The organism is Chachezhania antarctica, assembly GCF_003646465.1.
GTDB lineage: Bacteria > Pseudomonadota > Alphaproteobacteria > Rhodobacterales > Rhodobacteraceae > Chachezhania > Chachezhania antarctica.
In genome coordinates this window covers 52,294-65,149 of record NZ_QZEX01000012.1, presented here as the reverse complement: position 1 = coordinate 65,149, position 12,856 = coordinate 52,294, and the positions used below count along the sequence as shown (strand labels likewise).

The window sequence follows — 12,856 nt, the reverse complement described above, 5'->3', positions numbered from 1 at the left end:
CCGGGGAAACGGGTTTGGCTCCCAGATGGGGTGCAGCGAACCTCCCTCGGCCAACCGGACTTCCTCTGCCGTCACCGATCCCTCAAATGTCGCGGCACATCCATGGACTGATGCAGGACCCGGATCACGAAGATCGCGGCGCCATCGACCTCGTAGAACGCAAGGTGGCGGCCGGTGATCAGTCGCCAGCATCCCGGCAAGAGATCCGAACAGTCCGTTCCGATCCGCGGATTGTCGAGCAATCCGTTCAGGGAATGTTCGATGTCGTCGAGATATCTGTCCGCTTGGTCGGGTCCCCATTTTCGGTCAGTCTCCATCCAGATGTCGATAAGATCGGTTCTGGCAGCCTCGCTGAGCCGGATTTCACGCGTCATTGGCGCCAGACCTGGCCCACGCCTCGCGTTTAATCGTGGCCATGTCCAGCGGTCCCGCATCGCCGGAGTCCTTGCCCTCCATCAGGGCGACCCGGAGCCGGGCGCGTTGACCCTCCTGCTCTTCCATGAGCCGCAGCGAGGCACGGATCAACTCGCTGGTCGACCCGTATCGGCCCTCCTTCAGCATCAGGGCAATGAATTGGTCCCAATGCGGGCCGAGTGTCACGCTGGTGCTTGCCATCTTAACATCCAAAATACGCATAAAGATGATATATGCGTATCACTCAGAGTGCAACCGTTGGCTATTGAGAAGTATCCGCACCCCAAAACCGCAGCGAATGATACTTGCGACGCAACCGACCGCCATCAGCCCCGGTGTTGCTGTCTGGGACGCCGGTCCTGTATCCCGTTCTCAGATCAAAGCGTATGACAGCAAACTTCCTTAGGGAATGAGCAGGTAGCGGGCAGCAAATTGCAGCGATGTTTCTGCCGAGACATTAACTTGTCACTTGACAATTTAAGAGAGTGGAGTATCTAAGGTGCCAAGGAAGAAGCACACAGCAAAGGAAATCGAGGTCGTCATCCAAGAGCTCGAAGAGCTGGGATGGGACCTTATTGAGGGCAAGGGGCACGCGTGGCGGATCCTCCGATGCCCGGTCAACGATAAGGATTGCCGCTGTGGCGAGTTTTGTCAGATGTCTGTCTGGTCGACCCCGAAGAATCCACAGCAGTTCGCGAAAAGGATCCGACAGAAGGCTCTGGCCTGCGTGAAGCTTCAGAAGAACGGCGAAGGTAATGCCAATGGCTGAAGAATTCGAATTCGAACTGGTCTTTGCGCTCCCCGATGGGGAGCACGATGCGTTTGCGCTCTCTGACGCGATCTTCGAGGCGGGTTTTGAAGATGCACTCGTGGGCACCGGTCACGCCGGTCTTCTGGGTGTAGAACTGGAACTTGAAGGGGATGAGGCCGAGAGCGCGATCCTTGAAGCGGCGCGGGCGCTGATCAAGGCGCTGCCGCAGGGCACTGTCCTGCGCGAGGCCCGTCCCGACCTTGTGTCTCTCGCGGATGTCGCCGAGAAGCTCGAGGTGAAGCGACAGGCGCTCCAGCAGCGCAAGATGCCCCTCCCCGTTGCGGGTGGCCTCTACCGCATCGATGAAATGATCGAGGTTCTGATGGAGGCCTCAAACCCGGCAAAGGGGCAGCGTCGTCCGCGCTTTAACCTGGCTTCCGCCGCGAAGTGGTTTCGTGCGGGCCCCGCGGCCCGCAGGGTGAACGCCCAGTTGACGATGCGTGAGATCGACCCTGCGACGATTGAGCGAGCCCCTCGACCAGAGCGCGACGACCCTGGCTTTCTTCACCCGTGACAATGGTCGGCTCAAGGCCGTGGCCACAAGACGCCATCGCGACATTCTTTCGTGTCGCCCGCATGGCGGCTCAGCCAAGCCCGAATTTCTCGCCCGTCTCGCTGACGTTTGCTTCCGAACCGGACATCTCCGCCTCCAACCGCTCGAGATCACTCACGGCGTCCTGAACTCGGGCGACGTCGTTTTCGGACGCAGCCTCCACCTCCAGATCTGTCTGCCGCCCGAAATCCATCTCGAACTGCCGCTGATCGTCCGCGAGAACTGCGGCACGACCGCGCCGAGGCGTTCGAGCCGGACCGGGATCAATGGGTGCGCTCCCTCCGGAGTCTGATAACCCCATCCTGGCCTCGAAATCGCGTTCCGAGAGACCTGACCCACGCGGCGCCGAAGGCATCGCCCGGACACTCAGGGGCAACTCCTCCATCGGAGGAACTGAGCCTTTCGGGAAGGGCAGATCCCCCTCCTGCGCCGCGTGGATGCCTTTGAAAAACGGATCCTCGTAGTAAACGACCCGCTTCGCCCGGACCGGCATCTGCGCGTCCACGACCACCACGATCTCATCAAGCGGCAGACGTCGCGCCTCATCTTCCGGCAGGAGCGCGACCTCCTCCGTCCGCTCGGACTGGCTGCGGCCCTCGAACGGGTTCTTGCCGACCGCGCGGGAACGTGTGACCACGGTTTTGGTGGTCTTGCCCACGGCCTTGCTCAGTTCCTCGACGGTCTTTTCGTCCGAGGGCGTCAGGTAGAGCTTGATCCCGGCGTTGCCCTGCAAGGCCCGCCGCGTGTTCTCGCCGTAGATCTCGTCGATGGCCGGGATGGTTTGGGTGACCACCGCGAGATGCCCGCGATAGGCACGCAGCACCTCGATACTCTCGGCCACAATCGGCATCTTTCCGAGCCGGTTGAACTCGTCGAGCATGATCATGACCGGCCAGGGCTCGTCCGGACCCGGCTCCTTGTCTTGAAGCGCCGACAGCAGATCCGAGAAGAAGAGCCGTATCAGAGGTGCCAGCGGCTTCACCATGAGGGGCTGGACCACCAAATAGACACTGAAAGGTTTCTTGCGGATCGTCCGGAAGTCAAAGTCTGAGGTCGCCGTCGCGTCATCGATCGCCGGGTTCTGCCACTGGTCCAAGCCGGACGTCATCAGGAGCGAGACATAGGAGGTCAGCGTGTCGTTGTTGGTCGAGGCCAGCCGCGTGAATATCAGCCGCGCCGCGGCGTTCTGGACCTCGTGGGCGCGAGCGAGATATTCCTTTTGCTTCTGCCCACCCGAGGCGGCGATGCGGTAGATCTCTCCTAGCGTCGGTCGACGACGCTGGAAGGCCAGGAGCCCGGCCGCGACGAAGAGATCGATCCCGCCTTTGAGGAGCCCCTGCACCCGGTCGTTGTCATTCTGCAGGAAGAGTGTGGCCAGGAGCTGCAACTCCATCTGTTGGCGCGCCGGGTCTTTGAGCTCGTAGATGCGCAAGAGTGGGTTGTAGCGATGCGTGCGCCTGTCCTCCCAATCCGTCGGGGCGAACCGATAGACCGTATCGCCTTGGGCGGCCCGATGCCTTGCCGACGCCTCGAAACACTCACCCTTCACATCGAGCACGACCGCCGATCCCTGCCAGGTCAGCAGGTTCGGAATGACAAACCCGGTGGTCTTGCCGCGTCCGGTCGGGGCCACGATCAACGCATGCGGAAAGGTCCGGGAGCAGAGGAACGGCGCCCGCGATCCGGGCTTGCCCAGCTTGCCGATGACAAAACCCGTGCCCGGCGCGCCGAAGAAGCCGTTCCGCTTCATCTCGCGGCGGGTCTGCCAATGGGTATAGCCGAACCGGGTGAGCGCCGAGCCCGACATCGCCAGGCTCATCATGAGGCCCGCCACCCCGGCCCCGCCCATGATCAGGTTGATCAGGCGAAAATCATCGGGGCGGGCGGCCCCGATGGCGCGATAGTACTGGGCGATGTAGAAAAAATCGATCTCCGCCCGGAAACCCAGGTCCCGGAACGTCACCACAGCCGAGGCGATGACATAGCCGATCGCGATAGCGACCAGTGTGACCAGCGCGACGCCGAGGGCGAGGCGGCCCTTCCCCATCCATCCCATCAATGGGTCTCCCCGCGCTCGGTCTCGCCATCGACAAGATCGGCGCGGTGAAGCTCGAACTCGCGGTCGGCGATCTCTTCGACCACGGCGCGGGTCGCCTCGCTGTTGGCGGTGGCCGTATCCGACTGCAAATAGGTCTTGGCCGCATAGAGCCGGTCGAGACGGTCTTCGATCTGGGTCTTCAGCACGTCGGCATCACCGTCCCGCAGCCGCTCGATCTGCCTATCATCAAGCTCCCGCTCGACAGCGTCGCGGTAGGCCAGACGTTGGCCGTCATCCTGGAAGGGCGACTGCAGATTGCCGGCCCGTTCGTGGTCGACGACCCGCCGGATGTCCGGATCGATGATCGGCGCGCCCTCGACTGCGTCCCCCTCGCGCGCGTCCGACAGCCGCCCGTCGCGCAGGTCGAGCGCCACCTCAAGCAACTCGTTGTCGCGGCGGACCTGGTTGAGGGCCTCGGTGTCGCGCAGATCGGTGACGGAAGCATAGGTCGCGCCAAGCCCGCGGGCGAGATGCGACGGCATATCGGGATAGCGCGCGTGGAACTCGTCCGTGACGGCATCCGCAACTGGGGTCCGCGCGTCGCGACCTTCCATGATCCGGTCGACTTCGCGGGTGATCTCGCGGGCCCGGGCCTCGTCGGTGATCCGCTCCCGGTAGGGCTCGGACCGGTCGATCACGTCGCCCGGGCGCGCGAGCAGTTCGGGATGCGCATCGAGGTAGCTGCGTTGCTCTTCTTCGATACGCCGCTCCGCGCGGGAGACAACCTCCCACTCCCGCGCCTCGATCTGCTGATCGGTCAAACCTTCCGAACGCATGTCCTGGCGGATCGCGCGCTCCATGTCCTCAGTGGCGTCCCGATGATAATGGACCCGCTCCATCACCGTGCGATCTTCCACGACACCGTCCTCACGCAAGACCCCTGCCCGCTCCAGCGCGACGCCGAGCTGGACATGAGCGCGGTTGAGGGTCTCGCGCGCCGCCTCCAGATCCGCGCGGCGCTCGAGGTTGAGACCGTCCCTCTCGGCCACCCGCGCCAGATCGTCAGCGATCCATTGCCGCTCGAGCGCCGCGTTCTGCGCGCCCGTCTCCATCCGCGCGACGACGACGGACGAACTGATGCCGGTTCCGCGCAGCGCGGTGTCGACCTGCGCCCGCACCTCGGGGTCGCGCAACCGGTCGAGCCGGGCCGCATCGATATTCGTCTCGGAATAGACCCCGCCCTCCGAAGGCTTTTCGGTCAGTGTCACGGAGCGCAGCCCCAAGGGCTGCATATGCGCGAGCCGCGACTGGATCTCGTTGAGGCTGCGCTCGAGCCTCGGCCGGTCGGCCTCCGGCTTCGCATCAATCATGCCCTGGACGCGCGCGACCTGATCGGCATAACGGGTCCGCAGATCCTCGAACGATTGCTCCTCTGCCATGTAGACGCCTCCTTCCAAAGTCAGCTTGCCGCCCTTGGCCAGAAGCTCTCCCGAGCGGAACAGGGCATCGGCGATGTCCTCTCGGTTGTCCGCAGAGGCCTCGGCGGCAAGTGAGTGATAGATGATCCGGGTGTTTGCGATCTCTTCCAGAGCGCGATCCAAGTCTGCTCCGACCCGTGGCCGCGGCTCCGTGGCCCGCCCTTCGTCCTTCGCCGCATAGACCTCGCGGGTGCGCGGCGGGTAGTGCACGACACCTCGATCGAGCCGCCGCGTGGCCTCGAGGCGCACCCCGAACCTCTCGGCCTCCTCGACCATGGCGAGGCGGAAGTCGTCGTAGTTGAACCGATGGTCCCGGCCAAGGAAGAAGAACTCGCCCTCCTGCGATCGGCGGTTCAAGACTATATGCGCGTGGGGGTGGTCCCGGTCCTCATGGACCGCGATGATGTAGTCGAAATGCCCCTCGTCCGACTGGAAGAACCGCTCCGCGACATTGGCGGTGATGTCGCGCACGTCCTCGCCCCGGGTGCCGATCGGATAGGACATGAGCATATGCGTCGTCTGTCCGAGCTTGGGCTTGAACCCCGCACTCCAGCGCTTGGCGAACCGCTCCGTCAGGTCCTTGATCTCCGATCCCTCAAGCCTCGTCTTCCCATCCAGGAACCCGCTGCTGTCCACGATATGCGAGGACTTGGTGGTGAGGTAATCAAGCTGGTTCATGAGCTGGGATTTGGTATGCGTGCCCCCGCCCCGGATCGCCTTGAAGACCGCCGCACGATGCCCCGCAGCGGCGCGCACGAGCTGCCTCTGCCGGGACGCCTGCAGCCCCTGCATCGAGCCCCGGATGCGGCTCCAGCCATCCCGGAAGATCTCTCCGGTGACGTCATGGACGGCATCATTCAGCCGCATGGGCGAACTCCCTCAGAGCGGCAGTGGCGGAGAGCTGCATCCCATCCCGACGACGGCGCAAAAGCAGGTCGATCTCGTCAGCGGAATCGAGGATGAACCGCGCCAGCCCACGCATCTGCGCGAGGCGCAGTTCGGACAACTCTGCGTTCGGCGCGGAGCCTTCCCCCAGCCCCTCCCGGCTGGCTTTCATCATCTGCTTGGCGACCTGTACGACGCCGTTACCGACCTCGTGCAGGGAGGCCCGGTAACGTGCCATCTCAGCCGCCAGCTGCGCGTCCGGAACGAAGGTTCCGCCCGCCGCCTGGATCAGCCGCCGGACCCCCTCCGTGCGGGTCTCGATCCCCGCCGCGGACAGCACCTCATCGAGCGCGGCGAGCTCTTCTGGTGTCAGCTTCACCGTCACCGCGGCCGTCGCCACGGCCGCATCCCGCTGGCGTTCATCATCGGCTTTCAACGTGTATTGGATGGCCCGCGGCGTGACCCCGAACCGCTCCGCGAGCACGGAAGTCCCCACACCTTCTCCGGCCTCACGGATAATCTCCGCCCGCTCCGTCTGTGTCAGTCTCTTGGTCCGGCTCATACGAAGAAAGCCCCCCTATTTCCTGCCACCTTCATTCAAGGTCGCTTTCATCATACGAAACTATACGTCACGGTCAATGCAATATTATTGTAGATTGCCCCCAGGCGACCTTGAATTCCGCTTCGAGCCGAGCTCCACAGGTGTGAGGCCCGGCCCGAAGGGCCCAGAAAACCCAACCATCTCCAACCGCACCTCGGTCGCCCGTTGTCATGCCCGCGCCCGAGGGTCTGGCCGAACACGCATGTGTTCGGACGGAAGCGAGGGGCGGCGCATCTCTTCACCGACGGGGCTGACGGACAGGGTCAAGGGCGGCCAGATTTGGCCCGCCAAATCTCTGCCGGAAAAACCGGCGGGCGCAGCCCGACTGTTATTCCGGATGGCCCCCTTGAGGCTGGCCGGCAGACCTGTTCCAGGTAATCTCTGATATCCTCCGTCAGGACCGCACGCGGTCCTGACACCTTCCCGGGGACGCCGGCCGAAGGCAGGCATCCCCGGTCTTGGCGCAGCCTTTCCTGAGACAGGGAAAGGGCCGCCCGTGGGCCGCCCATCCTCGTGGGAGGATTACTCCTGCGGTTCCTTCGAGCTCGGCGGGAACATCACCAGCTCCTGGACTGCGACGGGAAAGTCGAGCTTGAGGCTGAAGAACTCCGAGCCGTCCCCGTTGCGGGTGTTGCGGAACATCGCGCCGACGCGCTGGAAGCGGGTGCGTTCCTTGCCGTCGCTGTCGGTGAACTTGACGGGAACGGTGGCGACGTAGTGGTTGGTCATTTGGGTCTCTCCTTTTTGCGATGGGGATCACCCGGCACGGGGGGCAAGGGAGGTCCGCAAACACAAATGCGGAGGGTCCGCGCGCCCCGCGCGTGGAAACCGTATTTGTGTTTGCCGGAGCGTGAGCGGAGGGCACGGACCGCCCGACCCCGTGCGATCCACATCTATGAGCAAAGAGGGGAGACCCAAATGTGCACCCCGCTCCTCAGCCGCCATCGGTCCTGTCGAGTTATGTCAGACGTGACCAGGTCCGCCCCCGCTTCCAACGCGTCGGCGCGATGGTTCGCGTGCGCCCGATCGGCACGACCGCGATCGTCTGCCTCAAGCTCGGCTTCCCCGTCGCCTGTGTGGCGATCCGGGGCGGTGATACAGCCGCAGGTCTGGCAGCAGAGTTGTCGGCCCGGACGGGTCGCCGTCATCGGGCGGCGCGGTCGATGCGCTGCGCCCGCCCCAGCGATCTGCACCCGGACGGGCGGATCGCGGGGTTTCTGGCGCGCATGAGGGCAACCCCGCCGGCTGGCTCCGTCAGGAGGCCGCCGCCGGGGTATGCCACTCAGCACGTCCAGGGGCCTCGTGTTCCGGGTGGAGGCCGGCACGGCCGGAACCTGCGAGCGCGGTGACGGCGGTGCAACCGCCGGCAGGGGCCCGGCATGACCGACGATCGATCACCACCGACCTTCATGTTATTTGCGTCTGACTGAGGGGCCACAGACAGTTGAGGAGCGCAGCAGCCCCGCCCGGCCTTAGCCGGGCGGGGCTGCACTTATGGATGGTGTCGCAGTCGTCGAGAGCGTGGAAGGGTTAGAGAGAGGGATCACCGGGCGACGGGGCCGCCCGATGAAAGGTACTGTTCAGGCGAAGAGAGACTCGCTGAGGTGCGAACAATGCGCACAGGCCTCCCGCCAGTGGAAATTGACGCTCCCGCCATCGATAGTCTACCAATCGGTCCGCAACGCGTCTTTCCCGCAGGCGACGCAGGGGACGACATGGCCGCCAATATCGTGATGGTCTTTCCCGGTGGAAGTTCCGCGCTGCGACGTGCCTGTGCGGTCGCAGTGTCGGCAAAGGTCGTCCTCGGTCTTGTTCTCGTCGGTCATGATCTCATCTCCAGATGTTCGTGGACCACCACGTGAGTGTGGTGGCATGGCCGAATGCCTGGTTGCCGAAACTGTCCGGGTCAGGGACGGCGCAGCCGCCGGCGTGCCGGGCGCAAAAGTTTTCCGGGCGCATCGCCCACCACGGGGGCGTCATCGAACACTGGACCGCCCTCTCCTCCCCGGCCCCCCCTAGCCGAAAAGTTTTGCGATCCTTGACGCGGACGGGTTCGGGGGCCATCCGGAGGATATGCTTCCGCACTCATGTGTGTGTGATTAACGACAGGTTTGCCCGACGCGAGCAGGCAAAGGGTGCTGCCCGGACGCGGGACACGAATGGAGCGGCGGGATCGTTTTGCCCCGCAAAACAGACCGGAGCGTAATCCGGTGGAGCGGCCGGGGCGCGACGTGCTCGCGAGACGGGCAAACCGGGACGCCGGGTGCTGCGCCGTGGTGAGGCCGCATGGCCGAATGCGCGATCGGCCTCAGGCCGACACCTCCACCGCGACTTGGCTTACTGTGCGGAGGAGACCGCCAGTTTACGGGCAGGCAGATGAAAACGACGAAAGGGCCGCCCAAAGGCGACCCTCTCTCATTCACGCGTCTGCCGTCTTCTTCGCCGGATCGGCGACCCGCATCACCGTCAGGCCTTTGGCTTCCGCCTTCTGCCCGAGGTTCAGTGCGACCCCGTTGCCGCCGAAGAGCACGACCCCGGTCGCGGCGAACTTGTCGTCCAGCATCTCGTCGTTGCATTTGAAGGGTGCTGCCCGCCCATGCGCGGACCAGCGCGGATCGAAGCGCGCCTGCGCGACGCCACGCGCCCGAGCCCACCGGGCGGCGATCATCTCGGCCCCGTGCTTGCCACCCTTGTGGCAGAGGAAGATCTCCTGGTTGCGGTTCTGCCGGATGCGCTCGCGAACCTTGTCGAGTGTCGTGAAGATGACGTCGATATCGGTCCAGTCGGTCGCCCCCGAGACGATCAGGGGAACCCCCTCGACCTTCGACTTCGCGGCTGCCTCGCGATCGTGCTGTTCCAGCAGCTGCCGGGCCTCGAAGACCGCTCCGGTCTCCTGAGCGCGAGCACTGGCGCGCGATCCCGCGGCCGGGATGAAGGCGTGGCCGGTCTCGACCTCGTAGCATTCCGCCGCCGCCTCGCTCATCACCTCGATGGCCCCGACGATCTCGCGGACCTGCAGGAAGCGGGCCTGCGCCTCTTCGAGCGCGGTCTCGGCGATCTCCGACCCGTCATGGGATTTTGCCAGGGCGCCGATCTTGTCAGCGGTGCGGTCAAGCTCCCTGCCCAGAGCGATCTTGCGGCGCTGCAGAATCGTGGCGAGCCCGTGCGCGAGCGGTTCGATCTCGGTCTCGAGACCGGTGCCGCGCAGCTGGCCAAGCAGGGCCTCGAAAGTCTCGCGGACGATGCTATCGGTCAGGACGTGATCCTCGGGGATGGGCAGCTCCGCGTCTTTCTCCGTCAGGCCGAAAAGTTCGATGGTCTCGTAGGCATTCGCGTTCTCGTATGTCATGTTGGTGTCTCCAGATGTTCGGGGAACCACCACGTGAGTGTGGTGGCATGGCCGTACGTCTGGTTCACCGAATCTGTCCGGGTCAGGGACGGCGAAGCCGCCGGCGCGCCGGGCGCAAAAGTTTTCCGGGCGCATCGCTCACCACAGGCGCGTCATCGAGCACTGGACTGCCTTCTCCACACCCGCCGGCCTCGCCGAAAAGTTTTGCGATCCTTGACGCGGGCTGATTTGGGGGCCATCCGGAGGATATGCTTCCGCACTCATGTGTGTGTGTTGACGGTAGGTTTGCCCGACGCGAGCAGGCAAAGGGCGCGACCGGACGCGGGAGACGGATGGAGCGCCGGGATCGTTTTGCCCCGCAAAACAGACCGGAGCGTAATCCGGCGCAGCGGCCGGGGAACGGCCTGCTCGCGAGACGGGCAAACCGGGATGCCAGGTGCTGCGCCGCGGTGAGGCCGCATGGCCGAATGCGCGACGGACCGAAGGGCCGTTCTGCCCTGCGACACGCGCAGCCGAGCAGGGGAGGCCGTAAGGCTTAGGAAGACATGTGGCGGACATCAGGGATCAAGCCACTTGGTATGCTACTCAGCCTGCATGTCCTCGAGGTCCGCGTCGAGCAGATCGATCGTAGGATCGCCAAGGGTCACGAAGCCGCCGTCGACCGCGCCCCGTTCGATCGACAGGATCGCCTCGGCATAGGGAATCTCGGTGACGGTGACCCCGAGAGCCTCCAGTGGGCCGACGACGAGGCCTCGCGCCGGTTCCGTGAGCTTCGGAATCCGCAGCTTGAGGCCCTGCAACACGTCCACGCCCTCAAACTCCGGCTCAAAGACCGTGTCGGCTGCGAACACATTCCGGCCCTTGTCCGGGTCGTAGAGCAGGATTAAGGGGGTGATGGATTGCTGAACCCTGGCCCAATCGATCCGACGCAACAACACCCTGTAGGCATCGCTGCGCACCTGTCGATCCGGGTTCTGGATGAAGACTGTGTAGTACCTGTCCGGGAACACCACCGAGACGGAACTGTGCCTCGTGACCTCCAAATCGTTTGCGGCGGTGGCCGTGGCAGATACCGAATACGTCCCGGGGACCAGGAACCTGCACATGAGTTGCGCGGCCACGGCATCACATTGCGCAACATGCGAGCGGCCCACCGGTTGCCCCGCGACACGCCATGTCAGTGTCCTCACATCCGGACCCCCAATCGCGTTGAATTCGGTGTCGAGCCCAACCTGTGCCGTGACGCTTTCGGGGGTGATCTCGAGGGAGGGCGGCTCCGCAGGCGCGGTCGCACGTCCCAGAACCCACCCGCCGATCCCCACGATCGCGGCCACCGTCACACCGACCAGAATCTGCCCGCCAAGACTCTCTGAGGACATCGATCTACTCCGAGACGGTCATCACGATCGGACAATGATCGCTCGGATAGGCTTCCGCAAAGGTCAGGACCTTTCCGTCGGCGAAGGGCTGAAGGCTCCCATCACATCGGGTCAGCGCGGCGCCAGGATCGCGGAACACGTAGTCACCCGTAAGCTCGATCTGATCCGCCGTCAGCGTCACACCTTCCGCGAGGTTCTCCACGACGAAGAAGTCGATCTCGGCGCTGCTGCGGGGCGTGTAGAGCCATGGGCGCAGCCCCTCGGCCTCGAACTGCGGGTTGTTCGCCATGGCCTCCTCGCCCAATCGAGCGAAATCGAACGCGAACGAGGACCAGCACGCGCGTGTCTCGGCACCCGGCAGGATGTGCCCCTGCGGCACGTTCGGGAAGAATTCCGCCCGGATGTTGTCGGCCCCCTCCAGGAGTTGCCGGTTGAAATCCCCCGCCAAGATGATCGTCGCCTCGTCGTCCTGGGCGTCCATCCAGGCACGCAGGCGTCGCACCTGCTCGCGCTGCGTCGCACAGTCGTCCTCCGTTCCGGGCTCGACAGAATTGTTCTTGCAGGTCGCCTTCAGGTGGATCGACGGCACCAGATAGCGTCGCCCGTCGACCGACAGATCGACGCCCACGCCGCCGCGTACCGGGCGCGCGGGCGCGCCGCATTCGTTCTGATGCGGCACGGCGAGCTCATCGATCTGGAAGAAACGGTGCGCGAACGTGTCCCTGATCGCGATCGCGTTGTATATGTCGTCAGCATCCGCCGCGCACTTCTGTGCGTTCTCATAGCAGCGGGTCTCGAACCGGAAGCTGTACCCGTCGGGGAGGACCGCTTCCAGCGCCGCGACGCTGCCAATCTCCTGGAATGCGATCACGTCCGCATCGATGGATGAGATGATCTCCCGGATACGGGTGTAGTCATTCGCGTCGCGGTCGAACCCGCGCAATTCCGAGCCCGGCGCGCCCAGGTTCGCAATGTTCCAACTGGCCACCGTGAAAGGTTCCGCGAAACAGACGGTCGGCACGAGCAAACATGGAAGGACGAAATGAAAGCCCCGCATCTAAAACCCTCTTCTCGGAATTGAAATCATCGGAAAATCGTTGGTCTTGAGACCACGATACGACAGTATCGATGGTTTCGCGACCCGAGATCCTGTGAGGATTTCAATAGGGAAAAAGAAAGACGCCATCCCGGGAGGTGGGATGGCGTCTGATCTCTTCTGCCCGCGCCACGGGAGGAGGTGTGGCGCAAACCTGAGGCCGATCTCCAGGGAGGAGGAGAGGAGAGCAACCTCAAAAGTAGGCTAGCCTGAAATGCTGCGGTGCAACAACGCCAAATGCTGCAATGCAGC

12 protein-coding genes are annotated in these 12,856 nt (G+C 64.2%); 2 read left to right on the top strand and 10 right to left on the bottom strand.

The genetic code is table 11. The features are described 5' to 3' along the window. Nucleotides 1-71 precede the first annotated feature (71 nt). Complete coding sequence (locus D4754_RS19460; protein ID WP_121066896.1) at nucleotides 72-374, bottom strand: type II toxin-antitoxin system RelE/ParE family toxin; 303 nt, start codon at nucleotides 372-374, stop codon at nucleotides 72-74. Then, on the bottom strand, nucleotides 364-615 hold the full coding sequence (locus D4754_RS19455) for a type II toxin-antitoxin system ParD family antitoxin (RefSeq protein WP_121067036.1): 252 nt from the start codon (nucleotides 613-615) through the stop codon (nucleotides 364-366). Before D4754_RS19455 ends, D4754_RS19460 begins: the two co-directional genes overlap by 11 nt. A 298-nt stretch (nucleotides 616-913) precedes the next feature. Here D4754_RS19455 and D4754_RS19450 point away from each other — a divergent pair, with 298 nt between their 5' ends. Both D4754_RS19450 and D4754_RS19445 read left to right on the top strand, forming a co-directional pair. Then, complete coding sequence (locus D4754_RS19450; RefSeq protein WP_121066893.1) at nucleotides 914-1,183, top strand: hypothetical protein; 270 nt, start codon at nucleotides 914-916, stop codon at nucleotides 1,181-1,183. Further along, nucleotides 1,176-1,739, top strand: coding sequence for a hypothetical protein (locus D4754_RS19445; protein ID WP_121066890.1), 564 nt, complete (start codon nucleotides 1,176-1,178; stop codon nucleotides 1,737-1,739). Before D4754_RS19450 ends, D4754_RS19445 begins: the two co-directional genes overlap by 8 nt. Before the next feature lie 70 nt (nucleotides 1,740-1,809). On the opposite strand, the gene D4754_RS19440 is transcribed toward D4754_RS19445, so the two are convergent. The 8 genes from D4754_RS19440 to D4754_RS19405 form a co-directional block, all read right to left on the bottom strand. Next, entirely contained in the window at nucleotides 1,810-3,825 is a 2,016-nt protein-coding gene (locus D4754_RS19440; protein WP_121067032.1) for a type IV secretory system conjugative DNA transfer family protein, read from the bottom strand. An 8-nt stretch (nucleotides 3,826-3,833) separates the two neighbouring features. Continuing rightward, nucleotides 3,834-6,161: a relaxase/mobilization nuclease domain-containing protein gene (locus D4754_RS19435; protein WP_121066886.1), complete on the bottom strand. Its 2,328-nt coding sequence runs from the start codon at nucleotides 6,159-6,161 to the stop codon at nucleotides 3,834-3,836. Further along, nucleotides 6,148-6,741: a transposase gene (locus D4754_RS19430; protein WP_121066883.1), complete on the bottom strand. Its 594-nt coding sequence runs from the start codon at nucleotides 6,739-6,741 to the stop codon at nucleotides 6,148-6,150. The genes D4754_RS19435 and D4754_RS19430 overlap by 14 nt, the downstream gene beginning before the upstream one ends. 561 nt (nucleotides 6,742-7,302) lie before the next feature. After that, nucleotides 7,303-7,509, bottom strand: coding sequence for a hypothetical protein (locus D4754_RS19425; RefSeq protein ID WP_068117809.1), 207 nt, complete (start codon nucleotides 7,507-7,509; stop codon nucleotides 7,303-7,305). Nucleotides 7,510-8,444: 935 nt separating this feature from the next. Continuing rightward, on the bottom strand, nucleotides 8,445-8,606 hold the full coding sequence (locus D4754_RS24100) for a hypothetical protein (protein WP_163025988.1): 162 nt from the start codon (nucleotides 8,604-8,606) through the stop codon (nucleotides 8,445-8,447). 593 nt (nucleotides 8,607-9,199) lie between these two features. Further along, on the bottom strand, nucleotides 9,200-10,129 hold the full coding sequence (locus D4754_RS19415) for a DUF2493 domain-containing protein (RefSeq protein WP_121066877.1): 930 nt from the start codon (nucleotides 10,127-10,129) through the stop codon (nucleotides 9,200-9,202). A 581-nt stretch (nucleotides 10,130-10,710) separates the two neighbouring features. Beyond that, nucleotides 10,711-11,508 carry a hypothetical protein gene (locus tag D4754_RS19410; RefSeq protein WP_017469683.1) on the bottom strand — a complete coding sequence of 266 codons (798 nt, stop codon included), beginning with the start codon at nucleotides 11,506-11,508 and terminating at the stop codon, nucleotides 10,711-10,713. Between the two features lie 4 nt (nucleotides 11,509-11,512). Then, entirely contained in the window at nucleotides 11,513-12,496 is a 984-nt protein-coding gene (locus D4754_RS19405; RefSeq protein ID WP_163025987.1) for an endonuclease/exonuclease/phosphatase family protein, read from the bottom strand. Nucleotides 12,497-12,856: the final 360 nt, after the last annotated feature.

Excerpts from the sequence above, each read along its gene's own strand:
- D4754_RS19435 (WP_121066886.1), bottom strand. The coding sequence starts at position 6,161 with ATGCGGCTGAATGATGCCGTCCATGACGTCACCGGAGAGATCTTCCGG.
- D4754_RS19440 (WP_121067032.1), bottom strand. The coding sequence starts at position 3,825 with ATGGGGAAGGGCCGCCTCGCCCTCGGCGTCGCGCTGGTCACACTGGTC.
- D4754_RS19455 (WP_121067036.1), bottom strand. The coding sequence starts at position 615 with ATGGCAAGCACCAGCGTGACACTCGGCCCGCATTGGGACCAATTCATT.
- D4754_RS24100 (WP_163025988.1), bottom strand. The coding sequence starts at position 8,606 with ATGACCGACGAGAACAAGACCGAGGACGACCTTTGCCGACACTGCGAC.
- D4754_RS19425 (WP_068117809.1), bottom strand. The coding sequence starts at position 7,509 with ATGACCAACCACTACGTCGCCACCGTTCCCGTCAAGTTCACCGACAGC.
- D4754_RS19430 (WP_121066883.1), bottom strand. The coding sequence starts at position 6,741 with ATGAGCCGGACCAAGAGACTGACACAGACGGAGCGGGCGGAGATTATC.
- D4754_RS19460 (WP_121066896.1), bottom strand. The coding sequence starts at position 374 with ATGACGCGTGAAATCCGGCTCAGCGAGGCTGCCAGAACCGATCTTATC.
- D4754_RS19445 (WP_121066890.1), top strand. The coding sequence starts at position 1,176 with ATGGCTGAAGAATTCGAATTCGAACTGGTCTTTGCGCTCCCCGATGGG.
- D4754_RS19415 (WP_121066877.1), bottom strand. The coding sequence starts at position 10,129 with ATGACATACGAGAACGCGAATGCCTACGAGACCATCGAACTTTTCGGC.
- D4754_RS19410 (WP_017469683.1), bottom strand. The coding sequence starts at position 11,508 with ATGTCCTCAGAGAGTCTTGGCGGGCAGATTCTGGTCGGTGTGACGGTG.